The organism is Janthinobacterium sp. BCJ23 (genome assembly GCF_059617945.1).
Genome location: NZ_JCAQAW010000003.1, coordinates 168,260 through 194,147 on the forward strand (window position 1 = coordinate 168,260; position 25,888 = coordinate 194,147).

The window sequence follows — 25,888 nt, forward strand, 5'->3', positions numbered from 1 at the left end:
TTTCCCCATTGCACGCTCAACCTGGCACGCATTCCATGCATCTTCCCCGCTTTTGCCTCCTTGCCTCCCTTTCCACTTGCCTGCTGCCCGCCATGGCCCAGGAACAAGCAGCGGCGCCAGGCGACCCGGTGAACCAGGAAATGCAGCAGATTGTCGATGTGCAAGGCACGCGCGATCCCGACCTGCGTCCCTACCGCACCATGCTCAAGGGACTCGACGCGTATGCCGACCACCAGCGCCTGGCGCCGGGCGCGCCGCTGCGCTTCATGCTGATCCCCGCCACGCCGAAGGCCAGGCTCGATGGCGTGACCCTGCACTTGTCGGCCGACAATCTGTCGATCCCCGTGCCGCTGGCGGCGGACGGCGGTTTCATCCTGACGCGCGACAAGACCGCCTACGATGCGAATGCCGACCTGGTCAGTAACAAGAAGCGCGCCACCCTGCGCTGGCGCGCCGACATCCACACGCCGGGCCTGCCCCACAACGTGCGCCGCCTGGGCGACTTGCGCCTGGAATGCGAAATCCGCTGGGCCGTCGAGCAGGATGACTTGCCGTTTGTGCGGCGCAACCTGTTCCGCCTGGCGGGCGGACCGTGCCACTCGTCGCTGATCCACGTGCCGTATCCCGTGTTCCGCAAGCTGCTTGCCGTGCAGGCCCGCTCGGGCGAGCGCACGCTGGACGTCCGCATCACGGAAGACCGCCAGCGCTACGTGCCGCCGCTGCACGACGTGAGCTGGGACGACAATACCCTGCTGACCCTCACGTATGCCGATGACGGCAACATGGCGCAAGCCGCCCCTGCAGGAGCACTGCGCCAGTGATACGCGCGCTGGAAGCCAGGTCAAATATTTCCACATGGATTCTTTTATTTACTGAGAGTAATAAAAAAGTGTGCTCTAATATCGCCTCTTAAATGAAAAGCAATAATTTTCCAGGCTGGCTCCCGCCAGATGCAGGGAGATAGGCGATGGGGAATAGCTCGATATGATGATGGAACACACTGGCAAGGCGCCCGAGCGCGTGCCGCGCAATGACTGGAAGAAGGAATGCCGGCAGTTGCAGCAGCAAGTGGCGCAGCTGGAAGAGCGCCTGAAACGCCAGAGCGCCGACAGCTATGGCTTGCAAATGCTGTATGACCAACTGGTCAATGAAATCAAGCACCACCGCGACATGTTGCAACTCGACAGTTTTGATGCGGATAAATCATCGCTCGTCTACACGCAAGCCTGGCACCGCTTCATGGCGGGCGACGCGCTCGACTACCAGACGCACCGCCACACGAATTCCAGCAGCCGCCCCACCTTGCTGTAGCGCGCGGGGTCCTTACAGTTCCGCCAGCGCCTTCACGTGCGCCGCCACGCTGCGGCCCAGCGACGACAGGTTGTAGCCCCCTTCGAGGCAGCTGACGATACGGCCTTTGCCATACTGGCTGGCCACGGCCATCATCTGCTGCGTCATCCACGTATAGTCGGCCTCCACCAGGCCCATGCCGCCCACGTCGTCTTCGCGGTGGGCGTCGAAACCGGCGGAAATGAAAATCATTTGCGGCTGCTGCCGGTGCAGCGCCGGCAGCCAGTGGTCGAACACCAGCTGGCGCACGGCGTCGCCCTTCGAGCGGGCCGGCACGGGCACGTTGACGCGCGTGTCCGTATACGATTCCACATCGCTGTACGGATAGAACGGGTGCTGGAAAAAGCTCACCATCAGGATGCGCGGATCGTGCGCAACGGACTCGGCCGTGCCATTGCCATGATGCACGTCGAAGTCGACGATGGCGACCCGTTCGAGCCCGCGCACGTCGAGCGCATGCTTGGCGGCGATGGCGACATTATTGAACAGGCAAAAACCCATCGGTTCGCTGGGCCGCGCATGGTGGCCGGGCGGGCGGATCGCGCAGAAGGCGTTGCTGATCTCGCCATCAATGACGGCGTCCGTGGCTGCCACGGCCGAGCCGGCGGCGGCCAGCGCCGCCTCGTAACTGTGCGCGTTGAGCAGGGTGTCGCCGTCGAGCGGATAGTAGTCGCCCTCCTGCGGCACATTGTCGCGCACGAGGCCGATGGCCGTGGCGCTGTGGTTGCGCTCGATATCGGACAATTGCGCGCGCACGCCATCTCGGTGCTCGACCAGGTCGCTGATGTGCGCGAGTATCAATTGATCATTGATGGCCTGCAAGCGGGCCGGCGATTCAGGGTGCCAGTCGCCCATTTCATGGCGCTGGCAATCGGGATGGGTATAAATGGCTGTGCTCATGCGCTGTACTGGTTACCTCTGTCTCTGTCCATTCTCCGGGAACACTGCATGGCATTCCTGTTCGCCCTGCGCGTTCTCGCATAAAATCACTGGCCGGTCTGTGCCGCTACTGCACTAATCTACCACGTGCACGGCACGGGCGGGCGGCACGGCTTGACCTGGCCAAAGCGATTGTAAATTAAATAATCCGTCTTACTGTGATAGAAATAGCATGTTTTCGAAAATACACCAGGCCGCACAGCAGATCGGCGAAGTTCTCGTCGGCAAACACTTGCAGATCCGCCAGACCCTCGCCTGCGTGCTGGCCGGCGGCCACCTGCTGATCGAAGACGTGCCCGGCGTGGGCAAGACGACCTTGGCCCACGCGCTGGCCATCTCGCTGGGCCTGCAATGGAAGCGCCAGCAATTCACGAGCGACCTGCTGCCCGCCGACGTGGCCGGCATGAGCGTGTATGACCGGGGTAGTGGCAGCTTCATCTTTCATCCTGGCCCCCTGTTCACGCAAGTGCTGCTGGCCGACGAGATCAACCGCGCCACGCCGAAGACGCAATCGGGCTTGCTCGAAGCGATGGAAGAACGGCAAGTGACGCTCGATGGCGTCACGCACGCGCTGCCGCAGCCGTTTTTCGTCATCGCCACGCAGAACTGCGCGCACCAGCTGGGCACCTTCCCCCTGCCCGAATCGCAGCTCGACCGCTTTCTCATGTGCGTGACCCTCGGCTACCCCGATGCGGCCGCGGAACGGGCGCTGCTGCTGGGCGCCGACCGCCGCGCCATGCTGCACACCTTGCCTGCCGTCATGAACGCGGAAGAATTGCTGCAGGCGCAAGCGGGCCTGCGCGCCATCCACGCCTCGGCCACCGTCGTCGACTATGTGCTGGCCCTCGTGCATGCCACGCGCGCGCCCGGTGTGTTTGCCGATGGCCTGAGCCCGCGCGCCGCGCTGGCCCTGCTGCAGGCGGCGCGCGCCTGGGCCGCCCTGGAAGGCCGCGACCATGTCACGCCCGACGACGTGCAAGCCGTGCTGCTGCCCGTCTGCGCCCACCGCCTGCATGCCGCGCAAGGGGCCATCGATAGCCGCGCGCTGCTGCAGCACATGCTGTTGAGTATTCCCGTCTGAGCGGCATGCGCTGGCGCACTATCCAATGGCTGCCGGCGCGCCCCTGGCTGGGCGCGGAGCGCGTGCACATCCGTCCCTCGGGCGCTGGCCTGGCGTTTGCCGTGCTGCTGCTGGCGCTGTGGATCGCCGCCGTCAATTACCGCCTGGGCCTGGGTTATGCGCTCACGTATTTCGCGGCCGCCTGCGCCATCGCCGACATGCTGTTTGCCAGCCGCAACCTGGCGGGCCTGGCCCTGGCCGCCACGACGGGCAGCCCCGTGTTTGCGGGCAGCCAGGCCACGTTCACCTTGCGCCTGATCAACCGCAGCGCGCGCCCGCGCCATGCGATCCACGTGGCCATCCGCGATTCGGCGGCAGCGCCCAACCTGGCCGACATCGCCGCCCACGGGGAAACGGCCGTCAACATCGTCGTGGCCGCGCCGCAACGGGGATGGCTGATTGCCCCGCCCGTGCGCCTGTCCGGCAGTTTTCCGCTCGGTCTGTTCCTTGCCTGGTGCCACTGGCAGCCCGAAGCGCGCGTGCTCGTGTATCCGCAGCCCGAACACAATGCGCCGCCGCTACCCTTGCCTGCCGGCACGGTACAGCAAGTACAGAGGCCAAGCTCGCCAGATTCGCCAGACTTGCCCGATGGCGCCCTGGAACTGGCCGGCGTGCGCGCCTACCAGCCCGGCGACCCCTTGCACCGCCTGGCCTGGCGCCAGATCGCCCGCCATGATGGCGAGCATGTATTCAGCAAGCAATTCCAGCCTGCCGCCGACTCTCCCGCAGGCGCAGCCCATGGCAGCATCATGCTCGAGCACGCTTCCCTGCACGCGCTGGCGCCGGAAGCGCGTTTGTCGCGCCTGGCCGCCTGGGTGCTGCAGGCGGAACGCACGGGCCTGTCATATGGCTTACGCCTGGGCCCGCTGACTGTCGCGCCGGCCCTGGGCGCCAGCCACCGCGACGCCTGCCTGCGCGCGCTGGCCCTGCACGGTTCGCCACACGGTTCGCCGCACGATTGGCGGCACGATTTTCCGCCAGCGCAGGCGACGCCATGAAAGCCTGGCTGAGCAACTTGCCGCGCGACAAGGCCGACATCGTGCTGCTGTTGCTGTCCGCCGCCATGGTGCTGGCGCCGCACGCGCTGCACCTGCCTCCGTGGCTGTCGGCCGCCGCCGCAGCCCTCCTGCTGTGGCGCGCCGTCATCACCGTGCGGGGCAAGCGCCAGCCGCGGCTGGCCCTGCTCGCGCCGATGGCCTTGCTCGGTATCGCCGGCGTCTATGCCAGCTATGGCACCGTGCTGGGACGCGATCCCGGCGTGGCCATGCTGGCCTTGCTGCTGGCCTTGAAATCGCTGGAAATGCATGGCCGGCGCGACATCTTCGTTTTCGTTTTCCTCAGTTTTTTCCTCCTGCTGGCAAATTTCTTCCATGCGCAAGGCATCCTCAGCGCCGCCTGGATGCTGGCCACCGTCATCGTCCTGCTGGCCGGCCTGTTGTCTGCCCAGTACGGCGCCGTGCAGCCGCGCCTGGCACAAAGACTGTGCTTGCTGGGACGCATGCTGGCGCTGGCCATCCCCCTGTCGGCCGTGATGTTTCTTGCCCTGCCGCGCGCGGACGGCCCCCTGTGGGGAACGGCACCGGAAGGCGCGCAGGCACGTACGGGCTTGTCCGACAGCATGCAGCCGGGCGCCATCGCCTCGCTGGCCCTGTCAAGCGAACCCGTCTTCACGGCCCGATTTTCCACACCGCTCCCGCCGCAAGACCAGCTGTATTGGCGCGGTGTGGTGCTGGGCGACTTCGACGGCGCCACCTGGACGCGCCGGGGCGCAAAGGGCCGCGCGCCTGCCAGCGACAGCCGGATAGATATCGCGCTGGAAGGCCAGCCCAGCCACTACGAAGTCACCCTGCAAGCAAGCGGCCAGCGGCGCATCTTCGCGCTCGACGTGCCGCGCAGCATCGAACGCTTGCCCGGCAATCCGTACGTCGTGTCGTCCGCGCTGGAAGTGCTGACCATACAGCCTATTACTTCGACCGTGCGTTACCGCGTCAGTTCCCAGCCGCGCTACCGGCTGCAGGCAAACCTGTCGCCAGAACAGCAGCAGCCATGGCTGGCCTTGCCCGCTGGCAGCAACCCGCGCAGCGTGGCCTGGGCCCGCGCATTGCGCGGCAGCGGCGCGCGGGCGCTGCCGCCCGCCGGCGCGATCGCCGCCGTTCTCGGGCACTTCCGCCGCGCGCCGTTCCGCTACACCCTGCAGCCGCCGCTGCTGGGCAAGCAGGGCGTCGACGACTTCCTGTTTGGCACGCAGGCGGGCTTTTGCGAACATTACGCGGGCAGCTTTGTCGTGCTGATGCGCGCCATGGGCATACCCGCGCGCGTCGTCACCGGTTACCAGGGCGGCGTGCGCAACGGTACGGACAACAGCTTGACGGTGCGCCAGTCCGACGCCCATGCGTGGAGCGAAGTGTGGCTGGCGGGCCGGGGCTGGGTGCGCGTCGACCCGACAAGCGCCGTCGCCCCCCTGCGCACGCAGCGCAACCTCGACGCCGCCCTGCCGCCGGCCCCGTCGCCGCTGACGGCGTGGCGCGCCCTGGCCGGCCTTGATGGCGGCGCGCAAGGGGCGGTTGCCGCGTGGCGCCAGCAATGGCAGCAGGCCGAGCACGCCTGGAGCAGCTGGGTGCTCGACACCACGCCGCAGCGCCAGCGCGCCATGCTCGAGGGCTTGAAAAACGTGCCGGCGAAAAAGCTGGCACTCGCGTGCGCCGTGCTGGCCCTGCTGTCCGCCGTGGCGGGCGCACTGGTCTGGTGGCGGCAGGCGCGGCAAGGCGATCCGCTTGACGCCCTGTATGCGCAGTTTTGCCATTTACAGGCGCGGCGCGGGTACAGCCGTGCGCCGCACGAAGGCCCGCACGGTTATGCTGCGCGGTTGGCCGCGGGCAAGGCCACACAAGAGGCACACGCCGCCATCGCACAGTTTCTGGCAATCTATGCCGCGATGAAGTATGGTAATGCCAGCCCAGACGAACAACTCCGCGCGCGGCGCCACTTGCGCCGCCTGTTAACCCAATGCCGATGAGACGCTCCTTGTTACCGATCAAATACCCCGCCCTGTCCCTGCTCCTCTCCCTTCCCCTGTGCCTGGCCACCGCGCACGCTGGCGAAAACAGCAATATTTCCGCTGCCGACCGCGCCCGTGCCGTGCGCGCGGCCAAGGCGCCGCCCGCCAAGGCAGCAGCCAAAAAGGCACCGGCGAAATTCGACTTCGAAGGCGAATTTGTCGACTATGCCAACTGGAAGGAAGTACGCGCCTTTCTCGACGACATGTCCGCCAAACACGGCTTTGACCGCGCCGAACTCGATACCCTGATCGGCAAGGTCCGCTATGTCGAGTCGACCGTGCAACTGATGAAGCCCGCGCCGCCCGGCAAGCCGAAGAACTGGCAAGCGTACAGCTCCCGCTTCATCGAACCGGTGCGCATCAATGCGGGCGTGAAATTCTGGGAAGAGAACGCGGAAGCGCTGGCGCGCGCCGAACGCGAATATGGCGTGCCGGCCGAGATCATCGTCGGCATCATCGGCGTGGAAACTGTATATGGACGCAACACGGGCCGTTTCCGCGTGCTCGATGCGCTGACGACCCTGGCGTTTTCCTATCCGGAAAGCCCGACCCGCGCCGCGCGCATGGAATTTTTCAAGGGAGAGCTGGAAAACGCGCTGCTGTACGCGCGCAAGGATGGCATCGATCCCCTGACCCTGCTCGGCTCGTATGCGGGCGCCATCGGCCTGCCACAATTCATGCCTAGCAGCATCATGAAATATGCGGTGGATTTCGATGGCGATAGCCACATCGACCTGCGTAATTCCACATCCGACGCCATCGGCAGCGTCGCGCACTTCCTCGTCGAGCACGGCTGGCGCCGCGATGATCCAGCCATCAGCACCTATCCCATCACCGTCTCGGCCAGCCGCGCGTGGGAAAAGTTCATCGGCCAGGGCTTGCAAGCGAAGTACCGGCTGGCGGAATTGCAGGAAGCCGGCGTGAGTGCCGCCCCGTCCACGCCCCAGAACATGCTGTTCGGCTTGATCGACTTGCAAAATGGTTCAGAAGCAACTGAGTATCACTTGGCAACCAATAACTTCTTTGCTATAACTCAGTACAACAGAAGTTATTTTTATGCCATGTCAGTGATCGACTTGGGCAAAGCCATCAGTCAAGTGCGCGCACGCTAACCGAAAGTCAGTGTAAAGTTATAATATTACTTGTAAGAAAGCGTAAGGGATATTGAATCGACCAGCAAACAGGTCTATGGTAGGCCCGATAACATGTGCCAGCCTCGCTCGCCAGCCTTTGTGCGGCACGGAATGCAGTAATGGTTTTATACTTAACTTTTGTCAAAGTACAATTTTTGTTCTATCATAGAGCATAATAAAGAATAAATAGGTGTTGCAGCTAGACAACACCGGTTCTGTACCAAGCAAGATTATTGGGCTTTCCCGCCTGAAATTGAATCCTGTTGTACAATTGTGTATATATCATGAAAAACTGTATCCCGGATCGTACCGTGTGTGAATTCGTTCCTTTTAGTAAAGAATGAACATGAACGCAGCAAGAGCGAGCTCCGAGTGTTTTTTACTTTGCAGTGCAACTACAGAAGGAACAATAACATCATGACAAACCAAGTCGGCATTGATATGAACAGCGATTCGGACTCCGACGATCTGCTTCAGTACAACCCAAACAGACTGCTCGATACCCTGATCGAAAACCTGCGCCTGAAAAACGACGCAGCCTTGTCCCGCGCGCTGGAAGTGGCGCCACCGGTCATCAGTAAAATCCGCCACCACCGCCTGCCGGTCGGCGCATCGCTGCTGATCCGCATGCACGAAGTCAGCGACCTGAGCATCCGCGACCTGCGTTACCTGATGGGTGACCGTCGTAACAAATTCCGTATCAGCGACAAGCAATTCAAGCCAAAAGAAGGCGAAACGCCACAAGGCTGATCCTGCCAGTTTTGCAGGTTTTCCCTCCCCGCCATGGGGAGGGGGTATTTCCAGCAGTTCTCAGGCCGTTCTGGCCGATATATTTCCCGTATTAACTATCAGGCAGGAAACACGCCGGTCGAGAGATAGCGGTCGCCGCGGTCGCACACGACAAACACGATGGTCGCATTTTCCACCGTCTGTGAAATGCGCAGCGCGATTTCGCACGCGCCGGCTGCAGAGATGCCGCAGAACAAGCCCTCTTCCGCCGCCAGGCTGCGCGCCATGCGCTCGGCCACGCCCTGGCTCACGTATTCCACCTGGTCCACGCGCGACTTGTCGTAGATTTTCGGCAAGTACGCTTCCGGCCACTTGCGGATGCCGGGAATCTGCGAACCTTCCTCAGGCTGGGCGCCGATGATCTGGATGGCGGGATTCTGTTCCTTCAAATAGCGCGACACGCCCATGATGGTGCCCGTCGTGCCCATGGCGCTGACGAAGTGCGTGACGCGCCCTTCCGTATCGCGCCAGATTTCCGGGCCCGTGCTTTCATAGTGGGCGCGCGAATTGTCTTCGTTGGCGAACTGGTCGAGGATCACGCCGCGGCCATCCTTCTGCATCTGTTCGGCCAGGTCGCGCGCATATTCCATGCCGCCCGTCTTCGGCGTCAATAAAATGTCGGCACCGTAGGCGGCCATGCTCTGGCGGCGCTCCACGCTCAGGTTATCGGGCATCAGGAGCAACATCTTGTAGCCGCGCAAGGCGGCGGCCATGGCCAGCGCAATGCCCGTATTGCCGCTGGTCGCCTCGATCAGGGTGTCGCCGGGCTTGATGACGCCGCGCTCTTCAGCGCGCTTGAGCATGGACATGGCCGCGCGGTCCTTCACGGAGCCAGCCGGATTATTGCCCTCCAGCTTGCCCAGGATGACGTTGTTGCGCGCAAGCGCATCGGCACCCGGCAAGCGCGTCAGCTGCACCAGCGGGGTATTGCCTATCGTATCTTCAAGTGTCTTGTAAGCCATCGTGTCTGTTTGAGTAGATTCAACAAAGACCCATTCTAATATGAGATGCTGGACGGCGTATCGCTGATCGGTGGCGGCATCCGGGCCCATTTGTGCCTCCGGCTGCGCCGCCACTGGTCGCATGGCGCCTGCCGCGCTGCCATTTCCGGGCGTGCGCAAGGGGTATTGCGGCAGGCGCGCACCGCATGCGCTAAACTCGTCACTGTTAGTTATTTTTGTTATTTGCTTATTCAGCCTCCGAACGGACTCGCCATGGCCAGCAGCACACCCGAATTCATTCCCGAAACGACGCAGGACGATCCCGTCCAGTTCGCCACGCTCGACTTGCACGGCCGCAGCCACCAGATTTCGCCCGTCTTCAATGGGCTCGAACTGCAGCGCTTGCAGCGCTATGGCACGCGCCATCACTTTGCCGATGGCGCGACGCTGTTCGAGGCAGGCAGCAGCAGCTTCGGCATGCTGGTCATACTGTCCGGACGGGTCAGCATCAAGCGCCATGAAGTGCTGGGACAGGCGTCCGTGCTGCGCGAAGTGGGCGTCGGTCACTTCATTGCCGAGGTGGCGCAATTGTCGGGCCGCCCCACCCTCGTCAACGGCAGCGCTGTCGGTGACGTGGAATTGCTCGACATCAGTTCGGAATCGCTGCGCGCGTTGATCGTGGCCGAGGCGGAAATGGGCGAACGCATCGTGCGCGCCCTGATCCTGCGCCGCGTGGCGCTGATCGAATCGAATTCAGGCGGCCCCGTGCTGGTGGGGCCGCGCGGCAATGGCAATCTGTTCCACCTGCAAAGTTTCTTATCGAGCAATGGCCACCCGCACACGGTGCTCGATCCAGCCACGGATGCGGCCGCCGCCGCGCTGGCCGAACGCTACCAGCCCACGCCGCAGGAATGGCCGCTGGTCGTCTGCCCTGACGGCAAGATCATGAAGAATCCCGGCAATGCGGAACTCGGGCGCTGCCTGGGAATGCTGCCCGATTTGTCCGGCGACAAGATTTTCGACGTGCTGGTGGTGGGCGCCGGACCGGCCGGCCTGGCCACGGCCGTGTATGCGGCCTCCGAAGGCTTGAGCGTGCTGGCGCTCGAGCAGCGCGCGTATGGCGGCCAGGCGGGCGCCAGCGCGCGCATCGAAAATTACCTGGGCTTTCCGACAGGCATCTCCGGCCGCGCCCTGGCGGGGCGCGCCTATGTGCAGGCACAAAAGTTCGGCGTCGAAATCGCCACCCCGGCCAGTGCCGCCAACTTGCTATGCGACACCTGGCCCCTGCGCGTCAATCTGTGCGACGGTACGCAGGTACGCGCCCGCACGGTCGTGCTGTCGTGCGGCGCGCGCTATCGCCGCCCCTCGCTGGCCAACCTGAAAACATATGAAGGACGGGGCGTGTATTACTGGGCTTCGCCCATCGAAGCCAAGCTGTGCCGGCAGGAAGAGATCATCCTCGTTGGCGGCGGCAACTCGGCCGGCCAGGCGGCCGTGTTTCTATCCGGCCACGCCGCCAAGGTCCACATGGTGATCCGCGGCGAAGGCCTGGCGGCCAGCATGTCGAGCTACCTGATCGAGCGCATCGCCGCCACGCCCAACATCACCTTGCACACGCACACGGAAATCATCGCCCTCGAAGGCGACGACGATGGCTTGACGGAGGTGCGCTGGCGCAACAACCGCACGGGCGAGGAAGCCGATTGCGCCGTGCGCCGCGTGTTTCTTTTCGTCGGCGCCGACCCGAACACGGACTGGCTGCACGACTGCGCCGTGGCCGTCGACGAACAGGGCTTTATCCGCACGGGCTTCGACGTCACGCGCGCCGAATGCCGCGCCCACGGCCACGCAATCTATCCGCCAGACTTGCCCGACCGGGCCGCGCTGGAAACGAGCGTGCCGGGCGTGTTCGCCATCGGCGACGTGCGGGCCGGCTCCACCAAGCGCGTGGCCGCCGCTGTCGGCGAAGGCGCTGCCGTCGTTTCCCAGATTCACGGCTTTCTTGCGCGCCTGCCCGTCAACAGCGCTTAACGCAAGGGCATGGGATACGTGGCCACGCTGACATTGCCGTCGCTGTCGATGGCCTGGACGCCAAAGAAATAGTTGTCTTTCGACTGCTTCACCCTGGCTTCGGTGACATTGCCCACGTCCTGTGCGCCCTGCCACTGGTCGGCCGTCGTGGCGCGCCAGACGATGCGGTAGCCGGCCAGGTCCGGTTCCGTATTCGGCTGCCAGACCAGCGAGGTGGCGTTTTCCAGCTGGGCCGTGCGCACCTGCACGCCGGCGGGCGCGGCTGGCGCCAAGGCCAGCGACGCGAGCGCCGCCGCATTTACGCGCGCCACTTTCGCCACGTAGTCATAGTCAACGAATTGCGGCAAGTCGCCGTACTGCACGCCGTTCTCCACGCGCACATCCTGATGCTGATGGGCAAAATCTTCGTGCGGTTCCGTGAAGCGCAGCGCCGCATAACCTTGCGCGAGAAAGGGCATATGGTCGCCGCCGCGCAGGTAGCGGTCGGCGCGCTGGATGACGTTGACCGTAAAGCCGGGTACATAGCGCTCGCCCACCTGTTTCACATGGCGCGCCAGTTGGCGCGAAATCGAATCGTTTTCGCCGCCCGTCGCCACCAGGGCGCGCACGCCGTCGCTCATCTCCTTCACGGCCGGGATGCCCTCGGCAAACAGGCGCACCTGGCCGCCATCGACCGTGCCGTCTTCCGCGCGGGAACTGCCGATGATGTCGTTGTTGAGCATGCCGGCGATGTTGAGATTTTTCAATTTTGCCTGCTGCGCCCAATGGCCGGAACCCAGCAACCCCTGTTCCTCGGCCGCCACGGCCATGAAGACGATGGTGGCGTCGAAGCGGTAGCGCGCCATCGCGCAAGCCATCTCGATCACGGCCGCCGTACCGGATGCGTCATCGTTGGCGCCGGGCGCGTCGCTCTGCGCATCCATCACGTCGGTGGCGCGCGAGTCGTAATGGCCGCTGACGACATAGATGCGCCCGGCCGACTGCGGCTGACTGCCGGGCAAGGTCGCCACCACGTTGACGATGTCCGTCGGCCGCGCAATGCGTTTCGATATGGGTGCGATATGGCTGTCGAACGCCACCTGCAACCGACCGCCCGCCTGCGCGCCGCAGCGCTCCAGCTCGGCCTTGATCCAGCGCCGGGCCGCGCCGATGCCGCGCGTGTCGGACACGGTATCGGACATCGTATGCCGCGTCTGGAAGCCCACGAGCCTGCGCACATGCGCCTCGATGCGCTGCGGCGAAATGTCGGCCACCACTTGCCGTATCTGCTGCTGCGCCGGTTCGGCGCCCGGCGCCGCCGCCGCGCCCGCCGACAGCAGGGCTGCCGTCATTGCCGTCAAAATCCTTACCATGCGTGCATCCCCCGATGATTGATTGAGCTGGCCATTCTCGCATTTTTGACGACGGGCAAGAATGTTCCTGGACGAAAATCGTGCATTATAGAAACTGCTACAATCGGCTGTTGCCCCGCTCACGAAAGACACCGCATGCGCCTGACCACCCATCACTCCGCACGCCGCAGCCTCAGCCTGCGCGCGGTCCGCTGACGGTGCGCCGCATGCTCGTCAAATTGCTGCTGCTGGCCACCTTGTTTGCCGTGCTCAGCATCGCCGCCCTGTACAGCTACGGACGCTTCGCCGAACGCTCGCTGGGGGCGCCGGGCACGGCCTTGCCCGTGGCGATCGATGCCACCCTGCTCGACCGCGTGCTGGCGCCGCAGCTGGCGCAGCGCCCGGACCACAGCGGCACGGCCCTGATCGACGACAATCTGGAAGCGTTCGCCCTGCGCGCCCTGAGCGCGCGCGAAGCGGGCCGCAGTCTCGACCTGCAATACTACATCTGGCATAACGACGTGACGGGACGCCTGCTGGTGCGCGAACTGCTGCGCGCGGCCGACCGCGGCGTGCGCGTGCGCGTCCTGCTCGACGATATCAACGCACGGGGCCAGGACGCGGCCATCCTCGCGCTCGACAGCCACCCGCTGATCGATGTGCGCATCTTCAATCCGGGCCGCAACCGCGACGGCATCTGGATGCGCGCCGTGGAAATGGGCTTGCGCGCCGTCAGCCTGAACCGGCGCATGCACAACAAGGCCTGGATCGTCGACGGCAGGGTCGCCCTCGTCGGCGGGCGCAATATCGGCGACGAATACTTCGATGCCGCCGAACAAGTCAATTTCCAGGATGCCGACTTGCTGCTGGTGGGGCCCGCCGTGCGGCAGACGAGCGACATCTTCGACCGCTTCTGGAACAGCCGCGCCGTCATCCCCATCGGCGCCTTGCACGAGGGGAAGGACGCTGGCGCGGCTGAACTGCAGGCGGTACGCGCCCGCCTCGACGCACTCACGGGCGAACTGGGCGCCTCGCCCTATCTGCGCCAGCTGACCGATGCGGGCCAGCTGCAGGCCCACCTCGATGGCCGCCTGCGCCTGCACTGGAGCGACCAGGTGCAGGTGCTGTCGGACCCGCCGGAAAAAGCCGCGCCCGTAGCCAGTTTGCAACGCAGCGAGCACTGGCTCATGCACAGCTTGCTGCCCCTGCTGACGGACGCACGCGAGGAAGCGCTGCTGACCTCGCCATACTTTGTGCCCGGCACGGAACTGACGCAGACCCTGGCCGACAAGGTCGCCGCTGGCGTCAAGGTCCAGGTACTGACCAACTCGCTGGCCGCCACCGACGTGGCCCTCGTGCATGCGGGCTATGCGCGCTACCGCCAGATGCTGCTGGGCGGCGGCGTCGAGCTGTTTGAATTGAAGACCCAGCACCGCAAGCGCATCAGCCTGATGGGCTCAAGCCGCGCCAGCCTGCATACCAAGGCCGTGGTGGTGGACGGTCAGCGGGGCTTCGTCGGCTCCTTCAACCTCGACCCGCGCTCGGCCCAGCTGAACACGGAAATGGGCGTCCTGTTCGACGATGCCGCGCTGGCGGCGGACATGCGCACGCTGTTCCTGCACTCGACCGCGAGCGACACCAGCTACCGATTGTTCCTCGATAACGGCGCCCTGCGCTGGTCCGACGCTACCGAAGAGCCAGCCAAAGTGTGGACGCAGGACCCGGAAACAGGCTTCTGGCGCCGCATGCTGGTGTCGGTGATGCGCTGGCTGCCGATCGAGTCGCAGCTGTAGCCGCATAAAAAAAACCCCGCGCGGCCGGTACCACGCGGGGTTTTCTTCTCGTGCTGCGCGGCACCACCACGCAGCACGCCTTACAGCAACACGCTTACTTTTTCTCGGCTTCGGCCTTCTTCGCATCGGCCGCAGCCAGCTTGGCTTCCTTCTTCGCAGCCGCTTCCGCAGCCTTGGCTTCTTTTTTCGCTGCAGTAGCCGCCTTCTTCGCGGCAGCCGCTTCCTTCTTCGTTTCGGCCGCCGTTTTCACGGGGGCGGCATCGGCGGCGGCTGGCGCGGTAGCGGCGGCAGGCACGACCTTGGCGGCGGCGGCTTCTTTCTTGGCGGCAGCAGCGGCGGCCTTGGCTTCTTTCTTCGCGGCAGCAGCTTCTTTCTTCGTTTCAGCGGCTGTCTTGGCTGGCGCCGCAGCGGTGTCGGTCGCAGCAGCTGGCTTCGCTGCGGCTTCTTTCGCTGCAACTTCCTTCACAGCAGCTTCCTTTTTAGCCGCGGCAGCTTTCGGCGCCGGAGCGGGCGCCGCTGGCGCGCCGGACATGGACTGGCCATTCACTTGCAAGCCCGCTTCCGACAGCTTCACGGAACTTTTCGGGCCGATGCCCTTCACGCGGGTTTCGAAATCGGCCCAATCCTTGAAGGCGCCGCCCTTGGCACGTTCATCGATGATGGCTTTCGACGTGACGGGGCCGATGCCCTTGACGCTGTCGAGTGCCGCCTGGTCCGCCTTGTTGACATCGACCTGGGCAAAGGCAAAGCCCATCGTCGCAATCAAGGTGGCGATGGCCAGCAGTATTTTTTTGAACATGGGTATCTCTCCGTGGTGTGGTTTCAAGTTGACTCGAACGCAAGGGAAGAGCAGCGCCTTAACGGCTTTAACGGCTGTGGCGTGATACGGTTGACAAGACGGGACAGCGGAAGGACGGGAAAACCTGCGCCAGATCAAACAGACTGGCGCAGGTGAGATGCGGAATCCAGCGGCATAGTTACTGCGGGAACAGCTCGTCGCGGGTGACGGTTGCCGTGCCCAGCTTGCCGACGACGATGCCGCCAGCCCGGTTGGCCGTGCGCACGGCCTCGCCCAGGCCCATGCCGGCGCCCAGCATGGCCGCCATGGTGGCGATCACCGTATCGCCGGCGCCCGAGACGTCGAACACTTCGCGCGCATCGGTCGGCATGTGCAGCACCTCATCGGCCGTGTACAAGCTCATGCCTTCTTCCGAACGGGTCAGCAGCAAGGCGTCCAGGCCCAGCTGGGCGCGCATCTGCTGCGCGCGTTCCGTCAATTGCTCTTCCGTGCTCCAGTTGCCGATCACGCGGCGCAGTTCCGATTTATTCGGAGTGAGCACTGACGCTCCCGTATAGCGGCTGAAATCATCGCCTTTCGGGTCGACCATGACGATCTTGCCGGCGGCACGTGCCGCCTTGATCATCTCGGCCACGTTCACCAGGCTGCCCTTGGCGTAGTCCGACAGGATCACCACATCGTAGTGCGGCAAGAGGGCATTGAACTGCGCCAGCTTGTCGCGCAGCACCGTATCGCTGGGCGCATCCTCGAAATCGATGCGCAGCATCTGCTGCTGGCGGCCGATCACGCGCAGCTTGATGATGGTGGAAATGGCCGCATCGCGCTGCAGATAGCTGTGGATGCCGCCGCCCTCGAGCAGGCGTTCGACCTGGCTGCCGGCCTCGTCGTCGCCGACCACGCCCAGCAAGCTCGTCTTCGCTCCCAGCGCGGCCGCGTTGCGCGCCACGTTGGCAGCACCGCCCAGGCGCTCTTCGCGCTTCTCGATGCGCACGATGGGCACGGGCGCTTCCGGCGAAATACGGCTGACGTCGCCGAACCAGTAGCGGTCCAGCATCACATCGCCCACCACCAGCAGGCGTACCTGGGCCAATGCGGCCGGCGCCGTCAAGGCGACCACCTCTTGGGCGCTCATGCGCGCGTCAGGATCGAGCGACCGATCCCGTGGTATTCGATGCCGTTCTCGGCCATGACGGCCGGCTCGAACAGATTGCGTCCGTCAAAGATCACGGCCTGCTTCAGGCGCGCCTTGACCTGCTCGAAGTCGGGGCTGCGGAAGGCTTTCCATTCGGTCACGATGACCAGCGCATCGGCATCCTGCAGCGCATCCTTCGAACTGTCGGCAAAACGCACCTTGGCCAATTGCTCCGGCGTCAAGTCCAGCTGCAGCACGCGGCGCGCCTCGGCCATGGCGACGGGGTCGTACACAGCCACGGTGGCGCCGCGCGCCAGCAAGTCGGCCAGCAGCACGCGGGCCGACGCTTCGCGCATGTCATCCGTATTCGGCTTGAAGGCCAATCCCCACACGGCGAAATGCCGGCCCGTCAGATCTTCGCCGAAGCGAGTGACCACTTTTCGTCCCAGCACCTGCTTCTGCTGGTCGTTGACGGCTTCGACGGCGCGCAGGATCAGCAATTCCTGGCCGTGGCCGCGCGCCGTGCGTTCGAGCGCCTGCACGTCTTTCGGGAAGCACGAACCGCCATAGCCACAACCGGCGTACAGGAAGCTGTAGCCGATGCGCGGGTCGGAGCCGATGCCGTGGCGCACGGCTTCGATGTCGACGCCCACCTTGTCGGCCAGGTTCGCCAGTTCATTCATGAACGAGATGCGCGTGGCCAGCATGGCGTTGGCCGCATACTTCGTGAATTCGGCCGAGCGCACGTCCATCCAGTAAGTGCGTTCGTGGTTGCGGTTGAACGGCGCGTACAGGCTTTTCAGCAATTCGCGCGCGCGCTCGCCTTCCGGCGTGGCGTCGACGCCGATGACGATGCGGTCGGGGCGCATGAAGTCTTCGACGGCCGCACCTTCCTTGAGGAATTCCGGGTTCGACGCGACCGAGAACGTGGCGGCCACGCCGCGCGCATCGAGTTCGCCCTGGATGGCGGCGCGTACTTTTTCGGCCGTACCGACGGGCACGGTGGACTTGTCGACGATGACCTTGAAGTCCGTCATGTACTTGCCGATGCCGCGCGCGGCGGCCAGCACGTATTGCAGGTCGGCCGAGCCGTCTTCGTCGGGCGGCGTGCCGACGGCGATGAATTGCATCACGCCGTGCGCGGCCGCCGCTTCAATGTCGGTGGAAAAGGTCATGCGCCCGGCGGCGCGGTTGCGCGCCACGACTTCTTCCAGGCCCGGTTCATGGATGGGAATGCCGCCGCTGTTGAGCAAGGCGACCTTCTGTGCGTCGAGGTCGAGGCAAAAGACGTCGTTGCCCAGCTCCGCCAGGCAGGCGCCGGTCACGAGGCCAACATAGCCGGTGCCGATAATAGTGATTTTCATGGATGTACCGTATGGATAAAAAGCAGGTCTTACATAGAAGTACACGCCACATTGCTCAGGGCAAGGTGACGTGTACGAATCAGTTCATGACATTGAGTTCTTCTGTGCGGCGTGGTGGGTAAGTCTCCCACTTGTTGCAGCCAGGGCAGTGCCAGTAGAACTGGCGCGCCTTGAAACCGCAGTGGCTGCACTGGTAGCGGGCCAGCTTCTGCGTGTAGCCGTGCACGAGGTTTTTCACCATCGACAGCTCGGACCAGATCGCGGCCGGCGCATCCATCATGCGCGCTTCCAGCAGTTTATCGAGGCCCAGCAGGGTCGGCGTGCGGCGCAGCTCGGCGCTGACCAGCTGCTTCGCCGCTTCCACGCCGTCGAGCTCGATGACGGCCTTGAAGACGACTTCGATCAGGTCGATCGACGACGCCTCTTCCAGGTAGGAACGCAGCAGGTTGACGCCTTCCTGTGGACGGCCCAGCTTGGTATAGCCATCCATCAGGCGCTGCGCCACCAGGGCCACGTGCGGCACGCTTTGCTGCTCCACGCGGCGCCAGGTGGTCAGCGCGCCTTCCACGTCGCCGCGCGCCAGCAGCACGTCGCCCGTCAGGATGGTGGCGCGCACGCTCTTGCGGTCCGTCTGCAGGGCTTTTTCCAGCAGCGGCATGGCGTCGTCCGGCTTCATGTGCACGAGGGCGTCATGCGCCAGTTCGCAATAGAACTGGGCGATTTCCTTCTGGCGCGCGCCGGCGCCCGATTCCTGCAAGCCCACGGCCGCTTCGATGGCACGTGGCCATTCCTTTTCGCGCTGGTAGATTTCCAGCAGCGCGCGGCGCGCCTGGGCCGCATATTGCGTGTCGATCAGGCTGTTGAAGGTTTCTTCGGCGCGGTCCAGCAAGCCTGCCTTCAGGTAATCCATGCCCAGCTCGTAGGCGGCGTGGCCCTGCTGTTCCAGCGGCAAGTCCGGGCGCGCCAGCAAGTTCTGGTGCACGCGAATCGCGCGCTCCGTTTCGCCGCGGCGGCGGAACAGATTGCCCAGCGCGAAGTGCATATCGGCCGATTCCGGGTCCAGCTTGACGACTTCGATGAAGGCGTCGATGGCCTTGTCATGCTGTTCGTTGAGCAGGAAATTCAAGCCCTTGAAATAATTGCGCGGCAGGCTGCGCGATTCGGACACCAGTTGATGAATGTCCACGCGCGCGGCAATCCAGCCCAGCGCGAAAAACATCGGGATACCCAAGAGCCACCAGAGTTCAAAATCCATGCGATTGTTTTTATTCGAGTAAGAGAGATAGGAGCGACGGCGGCGTTTACTGCGCGCTCACGCTGTCCGGTTGCGGCTGGACATTGCTGGCCACGCCAACGGTCTGCAGCGCGGCAATGGTGGTTTTTTGCTTGGTCGCTTCGCGGCGGTGACGAAACACGGTCGGCGTCAGGGCCAATACGCCCAGGCTCGCGCCAGCGACAAAAAAGCCCAGCAGCATCAGGACCAGGGGGCCGCGAATTTCATAATTGAGGAAAACATGCAGGTCGACAACCTGCGCATTCTTCAGCGCAAAACTGAAGAACAGGACGAAAAGAACACAGCCAACGATGGTGGAGATGATTTTCATCGATAGGTCCAGAGTGAACAAAAAAATACCAGTGCGACATGGCAAATGGCAAATGGCGCAAACGTAGAGTGCTGATCAAACCGTAGCGAGCGGCAGTGATTTGTGGCCGAGAAGCGCAACCGTACTGAAGTACGGTGAGCATCGCCGGCCGCAAAGCGCGCCGCGCAGTAGGTTTAAGCAGTGCTCTACAGCATATTAACAAAAAAAAGCGGCATCCAAGGACGCCGCTCTTTATTTTCCGCCTTCCAGCAGACGATTAATCCTCGATAATCGGTTGCCCGACCATCGCGTCCACGCGCTCGCGCAACTGTTTGCCCGGCTTGAAGTGCGGTACCCGTTTTTCGGGAACCATCACCTTGTCGCCGGATTTCGGGTTGCGGCCGATACGCGGGGGCCTGCTGTTCAGGGCAAAACTGCCAAAACCGCGGATCTCGATACGCTGACCGGTCGCCAGGGCGTTGGTCATCGCATCGAGAATGGTCTTGACGGCATACTCCGCATCTTTCGCCACCAGCTGAGAATAACGCTCAGCGAGGCGGTTGATCAGCTCGGACTTTGTCATCTGCCAGTATCCGCGAAGTCTTAGTTCTTGTTATCGAACTTAGCTTTCAACAAGGCGCCCAGGCTGGTGGTGCCCGAAGCTGCGTTGTTGTCGGTAGCTGCCATCTTCTGCATTGCTTCCTGGGTTTCAACGTTGTCTTTCGCTTTGATCGACAGTTGGATACCACGGGCTTTGCGGTCGATGTTCAGCACCATTGCTTCAACGGTGTCGCCGACTTTCAGGTGCGTACCAGCATCTTCAACGCGGTCGCGCGAGATTTCGGAAGCGCGCAGGTAGCCTTCAACTTCTTCGGACAGTTGGATCACGGCGCCTTTAGGCTCAACCGATTTAACGGTACCGGTTACCAGCGAGCCTTTGTCGTTCATGGCTGCGAAGTTGTTGAATGGGTCACCTTCCAGTTGCTTGACGCCCAGGGAAACGCGCTCGCGCTCAACGTCGATGGCCAGAACGATGGCTTCCAGTTCGTCACCTTTCTTGAAGCGACGCACGGCTTCTTCGCCGGTTTCGGTCCAGGACAGGTCGGACAGGTGCACCAGACCGTCGATGTTGCCGGCCAGGCCGATGAACACGCCGAAGTCGGTGATCGATTTGATCGCGCCGCGGACTTTATCGCCCTTCTTGTGGGTAACGCCAAAGTCATCCCAAGGGTTGGCTTTGCACTGTTTCATACCCAGCGAGATACGACGACGCTCTTCGTCGATTTCCAGAACCATGACTTCTACTTCGTCGCCCAGTTGGACAACTTTGTTAGGAGCAACGTTTTTGTTCGTCCAGTCCATTTCGGAAACGTGTACCAGACCTTCGATACCCTGTTCCACTTCAACGAACGCGCCGTAGTCGGTCAGGTTCGTTACTTTACCGAACAGACGGGTGCTTTGTGGGTAACGACGGGACAGACCGGTCCAAGGATCGTCGCCCAGTTGTTTCACGCCCAGCGAAACACGGTTTTTCTCTTGATCGTATTTCAGGACTTTGGCGGTGATTTCCTGGCCAACCGTCAGTACTTCCGACGGGTGACGTACACGGCGCCATGCCAGGTCGGTGATGTGCAGCAGGCCATCGATACCGCCCAGATCCACGAACGCGCCGTAGTCGGTGATATTTTTGACGACGCCGGTCACGACCGTGCCTTCTTTCAGCGTTTCCATCAGTTTCTGACGCTCTTCGCCCATCGAAGCTTCGATGACGGCGCGGCGGGACAGAACCACGTTGTTACGCTTGCGATCCAGCTTGATCACTTTGAATTCGAGGGTTTTGCCTTCGAATGGGGTGGTGTCTTTGACAGGACGGGTATCAACCAGCGAGCCCGGCAGGAATGCGCGGATGCCGTTGGTCAACACGGTCAGACCGCCTTTGACTTTACCATTGACGGTACCGACGACGATTTCGCCCGATTCCATCGCTTTTTCCAGAGCCAGCCACGAAGCCAGACGCTTGGCTTTATCGCGCGACAGGATGGTATCGCCGAAACCGTTTTCCAGCGATTCGATCGCCACGGAAACGAAGTCACCAACTTTGACTTCCAGTTCGCCGTGGTCGTTCTTGAATTCTTCGACAGGGATGAATGCTTCGGATTTGAGGCCAGCGTTCACGATCACGAAATTGTGGTCGAGGCGCACGACTTCAGCGGAAATAACTTCGCCGGAGCGCATATCTTGACGCGACAACGATTCCTCGAAGAGCGCAGCAAAACTTTCCATACCGGTAGATTCGTTAGTTGTAACAGTAGACATAGGGTTCACACAGGTTATCCAGCAGAGATCGCACGATGCGACTTAAACTGGGTTAGGTTTTTGACACACCCGGACAGGCCAGGAGCCGTCAACGGGCACCACATAGCACAACAACACGCTATTTTGCTGCGGCGGCATACCATTTAAACACGGTTTCAACGGCAACATCTGCCGTCATTTCCGATGTATCGAGGACATGCGCCCCTTCCGCGGGGACCAGCGGCGCAATCGCACGGTGAGTATCACGTTCGTCCCGCGCCTGCAAATCCATCAGAAGGTCTTCCATATTAGCAGAAAAACCCTTGTCTATCAATTGCTTGTAGCGCCGTTGCGCGCGCGCCTCGACGCTGGCCGTCAGGAACACCTTCAATTGGGCGTGCGGGAAGATCACCGTGCCCATGTCGCGCCCGTCGGCCACCAGGCCCGGCGTCTTGCGAAAGCCCAGCTGCAAGCTGACCAGCGCCTGGCGCACCGTTGGCAACACGGCAATCTTCGACGCCGTATTGCCCACTTCTTCGGCACGGATCTGCTCGGTGACGTTTTCCTGCGCCAGCAGGATCTCGCCATTAGCAAAGTGGCAAGGCAAGTGCTCGGCCAGCTTGGCCAGCGCGTGCTCGTCGCGCAAGTCCGTGCCGCGGCGCAGCGCGCTCAAGGCCGTCAGGCGGTACAGCGCGCCCGAGTCCAGGTAATGAAAGCCCAGCTTGTCGGCCACGCGGTGCGCCACCGTGCCCTTGCCGGAAGCGGTGGGGCCGTCGATGGCGATGACTGGGATGTGGGAGGTCGGCATAGTATGAGCAATCAATTAAATCAGGGTGTCTTTGGCAATCCCCGCAAACGCGGCGAAATACTCGGGGAAGGTCTTGGCCACGCATTTCGGGTCGTTGATGCGCATCTCGTTGCCGCGGCGCGCGGCGCCGTCCAGCGAGGCCAGCGAGAAGCACATGGCCATGCGGTGGTCGTCATACGTGTCGATGGTGGCGGCGGCGATTTCGGCCGGCGGCGTCACGCGCAGGTAGTCCGCGCCCTCTTCCACTTCGGCACCGAGTTTGCGCAGCTCCGTGGCCATGGCGGCCAGGCGGTCCGTTTCCTTCACCCGCCAGCTGGCGATATTGCGCAAAGTGCTGGTGCCGTCCGCGTACAGGGCGGCCACGGCGATCGTCATGGCCGCGTCGGGAATGTGGTTGAAATCCATGTCGACGGCTTTCAGCACGCCGTTCGAGCGTGCCTCGATCCAGTTCTCGCCCATGGTGATGGTCGCGCCCATCTGCTGCAAGGCTTCGACGAAGCGCACGTCGCCCTGGATGCTGTCGCGCCCAACGCCTTCCACGCGCACGGGACCGCCGCCGATGGCGCCGGCCGCCAGGAAGTAAGAGGCCGACGAGGCGTCGCCTTCCACATGGATCGTGCCTGGGCTTTGGTATTGCTGGCCCGGCTGCACGGTGAACGACTGCCAGCCGTCATGCTCGACCGTCACGCCGAAACGGCGCATCAGGTTCAGGGTGATCTCGATGTACGGCTTCGAGATCAGCTCGCCCGTCACGTCGATGGTGACAGCATGGTCGCGCGCCATCAGCGGCGCCACCATCAGCAAGGCCGTCAAGAACTGGCTCGACACGTTGCCGCGCACGGCAATGCGCTGCGCGTGGATGTGGCCGCGGCGGATGCGCAGCGGCGGGAAACCCTGCTCGCCCGTGTATTCGATCTGCGTGCCGACGGCGTTCAGCGCGTCGACCAGGTCGCCGATCGGGCGCTCGTGCATGCGCGACACGCCGTGCAGCGTGTAATCGCCGCCGATGACGGCCAGGGCCGCCGTCAGCGGGCGGATGGCCGTGCCGGCATTGCCCATGAACAGGTCCGCCTCGTGGTGCGGGAACACGCCGCCGCAGCCTTCCACGTGGTGCACCTGGTGGGCGGTGGCCGGGTCGCCCGTCAATTCATCCTGCGTCCATTTGACGCCCAGCGACGTCAATGCCGTCAGCATGACGAAGGTGTCGTCGGAGGCGAGCAAGTCGATGATCTTCGTCGTGCCCTTGGCCAGCGCGGCCAGCAGCAACACGCGGTTGGAAATGCTTTTCGAGCCGGGCAGGCGCACCGTGCCTTCGGCATGCATCACCGGTTTCAGATCGATATGGTGGGGGTAGTGCTTGGTCTGGGTCATGCTGGAATCCTTGAGTATTTATCGTGTGGGCGCGGCCGGCACTTCCGCCGTTTCAATCGCCTCGATCCATTGCTGCCGCGCGTGCTGGGCGTTCGCATACACGCCCTCGATGGCGGCGCCGTCGTTCGCGGCCAGGTGGGCGCGCAAGGTCGTCAACTGCGCCAGGTAGGCGTCCAGTTCGTGCAGCAGCGCCGGCCGGTTGGCCAGGCTGATGTCGCGCCACATTTCCGGCGATGAGCCGGCGATGCGCGTAAAGTCGCGAAAGCCGCTGGCCGCGTATTGGAACAGCAGGCCCGCGTGCGGTTTATTGGCGATGTCGTCGACCAGCGCAAAGGCCAGCAGATGCGGCAGATGGCTGACGGCGGCAAACACCTTGTCATGTTCTTCGGGGCTCAAGGTGTGCAGGATGGCGCCGCAGGCGCGCCACGCGGCCGCCACCCGTTCCACGTCGTCCGCGGCGTTTTCCGCCAGCGGCGTGAGCACCACTTTCTTGCCTTGATACAGGTCGATGATGGCGGCATCGGGACCATTCGTCTCGCGCCCCGCGATCGGGTGGCCGGGCACGAATTGCCCCACCTTGCCACCGAGCGCCGCGCGCGCGGCCGCCACCACGTCGCTCTTCGTGCTGCCCGCATCGGTCACGATGGTGCCCGGCTGCAGATGCGGCGCGATGGATGTCAAAATAGCGCCCGTCTGCGCCACGGGCGCGGCCAGCAGCACCAGGTCGGCGCCATGCAAGGCTTGCGCCATGTCGCCGCCGATTTCATCGATGATGCCCAGCTCGAGCGCGCGCGCCATCGACGCTGGCGAGCGGCCCATGCCGACCACGGTTTGAACCGCGCCCGCGTGTTTCAAGGCGCGCGCGAACGAGCCCCCGATCAGGCCTACGCCGAAGATGACAATTTTTTTCAGTGCAGGCGTCGTCATATCGTCAGGCCAGCGCTTTCGTCAGCGCGGCGATGAAGATGGCGTTTTCCTGCGGCAGGCCGATGGAAATGCGCAGCCATTGCGGCAAGCCGTAGCTGCCGACGGGACGCACGATCACGCCCTGCTTGAGCAGCGCCAGGTTCACGCGCGCGCCCGCTTCATCGTCGTCGCCCACTTTCACCAGCACGAAATTGCCGTGCGATGGCACGTATTCCAGGCCCAATTGCGCAAACGCTTCCGTGAACTGCTGGTAGCCGGCCGCGTTGTTGCGCGCGCTTTGCTCGAGGAAGGCCTTGTCGTTCAGGGCGGCAATCGCCGCCGCCTGCGCCAGCGAGTTGACGTTGAACGGCTGGCGGATGCGGTTCATCAGGTCCGTCAGCGCCGGCTGGGCGATGGCAAAGCCGATGCGCAGGCCGGCCAGGCCGTAGGCCTTCGACAGGGTGCGCGACACCACCAGGTTCGGATACTGGCGCACCCACGCCGTCGACTCGTACTGGTCGTCGGCCGACAGGAATTCGTTGTACGCTTCATCCAGCACGACGACGACATGCGCCGGCACTTTTTGCAGGAACGCTTCCAGCTGCGCAGCCGTCAGGAAGGTGCCGGTCGGGTTGTTCGGGTTGGCGATGAAGACCAGACGCGTGTCGTCGGCAATGGCCGCCGCCATCGCGTCCAGGTCATGGCCGTAGGCTTGCGCCGGCACGACGATATGACGCGCGCCCAGGCCTTGCGTGGCCAGCGCGTACACGGCGAACGAGTACTGCGAGTAGACGACGGATTGGCCATGCTGCACGAACGCGTGCGCGGCGATTTCCAGGATGTCGTTGCTGCCATTGCCCAGGGTGATCCAGTCGGCAGGCACGTCGTAGCGCTTGGATAGCACGGCTTTCAAGTCGAAGCCGTTGGCGTCCGGATAGCGGCCCAGGCCATCGATGGCGGCGATCATCGCCTGCTTCGCCGATTCCGGCATGCCGTACGGGTTTTCATTCGACGCCAGTTTGACGATGGCTGCCTCGTCGAGGCCGAATTCGCGCGCAACTTCCGCGATCGGCTTGCCGCTCTGGTAAGGGGCGATGGCGCGGACGTATTCTGGACCGATATTTTTAGACATGGTGTTCTTTAAA

The 25,888-nt window shown here is 63.4% G+C and carries 23 protein-coding genes; 9 read left to right on the plus strand and 14 right to left on the minus strand.

The window, feature by feature from the left end:
- The first annotated feature begins 35 nt into the window (after nucleotides 1-35).
- Together AC54AG_RS12335 and AC54AG_RS12340 are read left to right on the plus strand one after the other, a co-directional pair.
- On the plus strand, nucleotides 36-821 hold the full coding sequence (locus AC54AG_RS12335) for a hypothetical protein (protein ID WP_331777430.1): 786 nt from the start codon (nucleotides 36-38) through the stop codon (nucleotides 819-821).
- A gap of 163 nt (nucleotides 822-984) precedes the next feature.
- Nucleotides 985-1,311: a hypothetical protein gene (locus AC54AG_RS12340; RefSeq protein WP_034751776.1), complete on the plus strand. Its 327-nt coding sequence runs from the start codon at nucleotides 985-987 to the stop codon at nucleotides 1,309-1,311.
- A gap of 12 nt (nucleotides 1,312-1,323) precedes the next feature.
- Here AC54AG_RS12340 and AC54AG_RS12345 read toward each other — a convergent pair whose 3' ends face one another.
- Nucleotides 1,324-2,250: a histone deacetylase family protein gene (locus AC54AG_RS12345; RefSeq protein WP_496630488.1), complete on the minus strand. Its 927-nt coding sequence runs from the start codon at nucleotides 2,248-2,250 to the stop codon at nucleotides 1,324-1,326.
- 211 nt (nucleotides 2,251-2,461) lie between these two features.
- Here AC54AG_RS12345 and AC54AG_RS12350 point away from each other — a divergent pair, with 211 nt between their 5' ends.
- The 5 genes from AC54AG_RS12350 to AC54AG_RS12370 all read left to right on the plus strand — a co-directional run bounded on the left by AC54AG_RS12350 (nucleotide 2,462) and on the right by AC54AG_RS12370 (nucleotide 8,350).
- The gene (locus tag AC54AG_RS12350; protein ID WP_496630489.1) at nucleotides 2,462-3,370 is read left to right on the plus strand and encodes an AAA family ATPase; all 909 of its coding nucleotides are present in this window, start codon (nucleotides 2,462-2,464) and stop codon (nucleotides 3,368-3,370) included.
- A 5-nt stretch (nucleotides 3,371-3,375) separates the two neighbouring features.
- Nucleotides 3,376-4,407, plus strand: a complete 1,032-nt coding sequence (locus tag AC54AG_RS12355) for a DUF58 domain-containing protein (protein ID WP_496630490.1) — start codon at nucleotides 3,376-3,378, stop codon at nucleotides 4,405-4,407.
- Entirely contained in the window at nucleotides 4,404-6,425 is a 2,022-nt protein-coding gene (locus tag AC54AG_RS12360) for a transglutaminase TgpA family protein (RefSeq protein ID WP_496630492.1), read from the plus strand. The genes AC54AG_RS12355 and AC54AG_RS12360 overlap by 4 nt, the downstream gene beginning before the upstream one ends.
- Nucleotides 6,416-7,579: a lytic murein transglycosylase B gene (mltB, locus tag AC54AG_RS12365; protein ID WP_496630493.1), complete on the plus strand. Its 1,164-nt coding sequence runs from the start codon at nucleotides 6,416-6,418 to the stop codon at nucleotides 7,577-7,579. The genes AC54AG_RS12360 and mltB overlap by 10 nt, the downstream gene beginning before the upstream one ends.
- A 438-nt stretch (nucleotides 7,580-8,017) precedes the next feature.
- A complete protein-coding gene (locus AC54AG_RS12370; RefSeq protein WP_034751784.1) occupies nucleotides 8,018-8,350 on the plus strand; it encodes a hypothetical protein in 333 nt (110 codons plus the stop codon).
- A gap of 98 nt (nucleotides 8,351-8,448) precedes the next feature.
- Here AC54AG_RS12370 and cysM read toward each other — a convergent pair whose 3' ends face one another.
- On the minus strand, nucleotides 8,449-9,351 hold the full coding sequence (cysM, locus tag AC54AG_RS12375; protein ID WP_034751785.1) for a cysteine synthase CysM: 903 nt from the start codon (nucleotides 9,349-9,351) through the stop codon (nucleotides 8,449-8,451).
- 252 nt (nucleotides 9,352-9,603) lie between these two features.
- Here cysM and AC54AG_RS12380 point away from each other — a divergent pair, with 252 nt between their 5' ends.
- Entirely contained in the window at nucleotides 9,604-11,361 is a 1,758-nt protein-coding gene (locus AC54AG_RS12380; RefSeq protein ID WP_331777436.1) for an FAD-dependent oxidoreductase, read from the plus strand.
- On the opposite strand, the gene AC54AG_RS12385 is transcribed toward AC54AG_RS12380, so the two are convergent.
- Nucleotides 11,358-12,692 carry a M20/M25/M40 family metallo-hydrolase gene (locus AC54AG_RS12385; RefSeq protein WP_496630495.1) on the minus strand — a complete coding sequence of 445 codons (1,335 nt, stop codon included), beginning with the start codon at nucleotides 12,690-12,692 and terminating at the stop codon, nucleotides 11,358-11,360. The genes AC54AG_RS12380 and AC54AG_RS12385 overlap by 4 nt on opposite strands.
- A gap of 227 nt (nucleotides 12,693-12,919) precedes the next feature.
- On the opposite strand from AC54AG_RS12385, the gene AC54AG_RS12390 reads away from it, so the two are divergent.
- Nucleotides 12,920-14,485: a phospholipase D family protein gene (locus AC54AG_RS12390; protein WP_496630497.1), complete on the plus strand. Its 1,566-nt coding sequence runs from the start codon at nucleotides 12,920-12,922 to the stop codon at nucleotides 14,483-14,485.
- Nucleotides 14,486-14,579: 94 nt separating this feature from the next.
- On the opposite strand, the gene AC54AG_RS12395 is transcribed toward AC54AG_RS12390, so the two are convergent.
- The 11 genes from AC54AG_RS12395 to hisC form a co-directional block, all read right to left on the minus strand.
- Nucleotides 14,580-15,284, minus strand: a complete 705-nt coding sequence (locus AC54AG_RS12395; protein WP_070303965.1) for a ComEA family DNA-binding protein — start codon at nucleotides 15,282-15,284, stop codon at nucleotides 14,580-14,582.
- 178 nt (nucleotides 15,285-15,462) lie between these two features.
- The gene (gene rfaE1 / locus AC54AG_RS12400) at nucleotides 15,463-16,416 is read right to left on the minus strand and encodes a D-glycero-beta-D-manno-heptose-7-phosphate kinase (RefSeq protein WP_051991229.1); all 954 of its coding nucleotides are present in this window, start codon (nucleotides 16,414-16,416) and stop codon (nucleotides 15,463-15,465) included.
- Entirely contained in the window at nucleotides 16,413-17,780 is a 1,368-nt protein-coding gene (locus tag AC54AG_RS12405; protein ID WP_072454428.1) for a UDP-glucose dehydrogenase family protein, read from the minus strand. Before AC54AG_RS12405 ends, rfaE1 begins: the two co-directional genes overlap by 4 nt.
- 79 nt (nucleotides 17,781-17,859) lie before the next feature.
- Nucleotides 17,860-19,035, minus strand: coding sequence for a lipopolysaccharide assembly protein LapB (gene lapB, locus AC54AG_RS12410; RefSeq protein ID WP_034751794.1), 1,176 nt, complete (start codon nucleotides 19,033-19,035; stop codon nucleotides 17,860-17,862).
- Nucleotides 19,036-19,081: 46 nt separating this feature from the next.
- Nucleotides 19,082-19,384 carry a LapA family protein gene (locus tag AC54AG_RS12415; protein ID WP_034751796.1) on the minus strand — a complete coding sequence of 101 codons (303 nt, stop codon included), beginning with the start codon at nucleotides 19,382-19,384 and terminating at the stop codon, nucleotides 19,082-19,084.
- Nucleotides 19,385-19,640: 256 nt separating this feature from the next.
- A complete protein-coding gene (locus tag AC54AG_RS12420) occupies nucleotides 19,641-19,946 on the minus strand; it encodes an integration host factor subunit beta (protein ID WP_008446215.1) in 306 nt (101 codons plus the stop codon).
- Nucleotides 19,947-19,966: 20 nt separating this feature from the next.
- Nucleotides 19,967-21,679 carry a 30S ribosomal protein S1 gene (gene rpsA / locus AC54AG_RS12425; RefSeq protein ID WP_071650172.1) on the minus strand — a complete coding sequence of 571 codons (1,713 nt, stop codon included), beginning with the start codon at nucleotides 21,677-21,679 and terminating at the stop codon, nucleotides 19,967-19,969.
- A 118-nt stretch (nucleotides 21,680-21,797) separates the two neighbouring features.
- Nucleotides 21,798-22,466, minus strand: a complete 669-nt coding sequence (gene cmk / locus AC54AG_RS12430) for a (d)CMP kinase (protein WP_496630499.1) — start codon at nucleotides 22,464-22,466, stop codon at nucleotides 21,798-21,800.
- Nucleotides 22,467-22,481: 15 nt separating this feature from the next.
- Nucleotides 22,482-23,837, minus strand: coding sequence for a 3-phosphoshikimate 1-carboxyvinyltransferase (gene aroA, locus AC54AG_RS12435; protein ID WP_496630500.1), 1,356 nt, complete (start codon nucleotides 23,835-23,837; stop codon nucleotides 22,482-22,484).
- A gap of 18 nt (nucleotides 23,838-23,855) precedes the next feature.
- Complete coding sequence (locus tag AC54AG_RS12440) at nucleotides 23,856-24,764, minus strand: prephenate dehydrogenase (protein ID WP_496630501.1); 909 nt, start codon at nucleotides 24,762-24,764, stop codon at nucleotides 23,856-23,858.
- A 4-nt stretch (nucleotides 24,765-24,768) separates the two neighbouring features.
- On the minus strand, nucleotides 24,769-25,875 hold the full coding sequence (gene hisC, locus AC54AG_RS12445; RefSeq protein ID WP_496630502.1) for a histidinol-phosphate transaminase: 1,107 nt from the start codon (nucleotides 25,873-25,875) through the stop codon (nucleotides 24,769-24,771).
- Nucleotides 25,876-25,888: the final 13 nt, after the last annotated feature.

Coding starts and splice junctions, on each gene's coding strand:
- AC54AG_RS12335 (WP_331777430.1), top strand. CDS start 36: ATGCATCTTCCCCGCTTTTGCCTCCTTGCCTCCCTTTCCACTTGCCTG.
- AC54AG_RS12340 (WP_034751776.1), top strand. CDS start 985: ATGATGATGGAACACACTGGCAAGGCGCCCGAGCGCGTGCCGCGCAAT.
- AC54AG_RS12345 (WP_496630488.1), bottom strand. CDS start 2,250: ATGAGCACAGCCATTTATACCCATCCCGATTGCCAGCGCCATGAAATG.
- AC54AG_RS12350 (WP_496630489.1), top strand. CDS start 2,462: ATGTTTTCGAAAATACACCAGGCCGCACAGCAGATCGGCGAAGTTCTC.
- AC54AG_RS12355 (WP_496630490.1), top strand. CDS start 3,376: ATGCGCTGGCGCACTATCCAATGGCTGCCGGCGCGCCCCTGGCTGGGC.
- AC54AG_RS12360 (WP_496630492.1), top strand. CDS start 4,404: ATGAAAGCCTGGCTGAGCAACTTGCCGCGCGACAAGGCCGACATCGTG.
- mltB (WP_496630493.1), top strand. CDS start 6,416: ATGCCGATGAGACGCTCCTTGTTACCGATCAAATACCCCGCCCTGTCC.
- AC54AG_RS12370 (WP_034751784.1), top strand. CDS start 8,018: ATGACAAACCAAGTCGGCATTGATATGAACAGCGATTCGGACTCCGAC.
- cysM (WP_034751785.1), bottom strand. CDS start 9,351: ATGGCTTACAAGACACTTGAAGATACGATAGGCAATACCCCGCTGGTG.
- AC54AG_RS12380 (WP_331777436.1), top strand. CDS start 9,604: ATGGCCAGCAGCACACCCGAATTCATTCCCGAAACGACGCAGGACGAT.
- AC54AG_RS12385 (WP_496630495.1), bottom strand. CDS start 12,692: ATGACGGCAGCCCTGCTGTCGGCGGGCGCGGCGGCGGCGCCGGGCGCC.
- AC54AG_RS12390 (WP_496630497.1), top strand. CDS start 12,920: ATGCTCGTCAAATTGCTGCTGCTGGCCACCTTGTTTGCCGTGCTCAGC.
- AC54AG_RS12395 (WP_070303965.1), bottom strand. CDS start 15,284: ATGTTCAAAAAAATACTGCTGGCCATCGCCACCTTGATTGCGACGATG.
- rfaE1 (WP_051991229.1), bottom strand. CDS start 16,416: ATGAGCGCCCAAGAGGTGGTCGCCTTGACGGCGCCGGCCGCATTGGCC.
- AC54AG_RS12405 (WP_072454428.1), bottom strand. CDS start 17,780: ATGAAAATCACTATTATCGGCACCGGCTATGTTGGCCTCGTGACCGGC.
- lapB (WP_034751794.1), bottom strand. CDS start 19,035: ATGGATTTTGAACTCTGGTGGCTCTTGGGTATCCCGATGTTTTTCGCG.
- AC54AG_RS12415 (WP_034751796.1), bottom strand. CDS start 19,384: ATGAAAATCATCTCCACCATCGTTGGCTGTGTTCTTTTCGTCCTGTTC.
- AC54AG_RS12420 (WP_008446215.1), bottom strand. CDS start 19,946: ATGACAAAGTCCGAGCTGATCAACCGCCTCGCTGAGCGTTATTCTCAG.
- rpsA (WP_071650172.1), bottom strand. CDS start 21,679: ATGTCTACTGTTACAACTAACGAATCTACCGGTATGGAAAGTTTTGCT.
- cmk (WP_496630499.1), bottom strand. CDS start 22,466: ATGCCGACCTCCCACATCCCAGTCATCGCCATCGACGGCCCCACCGCT.
- aroA (WP_496630500.1), bottom strand. CDS start 23,837: ATGACCCAGACCAAGCACTACCCCCACCATATCGATCTGAAACCGGTG.
- AC54AG_RS12440 (WP_496630501.1), bottom strand. CDS start 24,764: ATGACGACGCCTGCACTGAAAAAAATTGTCATCTTCGGCGTAGGCCTG.
- hisC (WP_496630502.1), bottom strand. CDS start 25,875: ATGTCTAAAAATATCGGTCCAGAATACGTCCGCGCCATCGCCCCTTAC.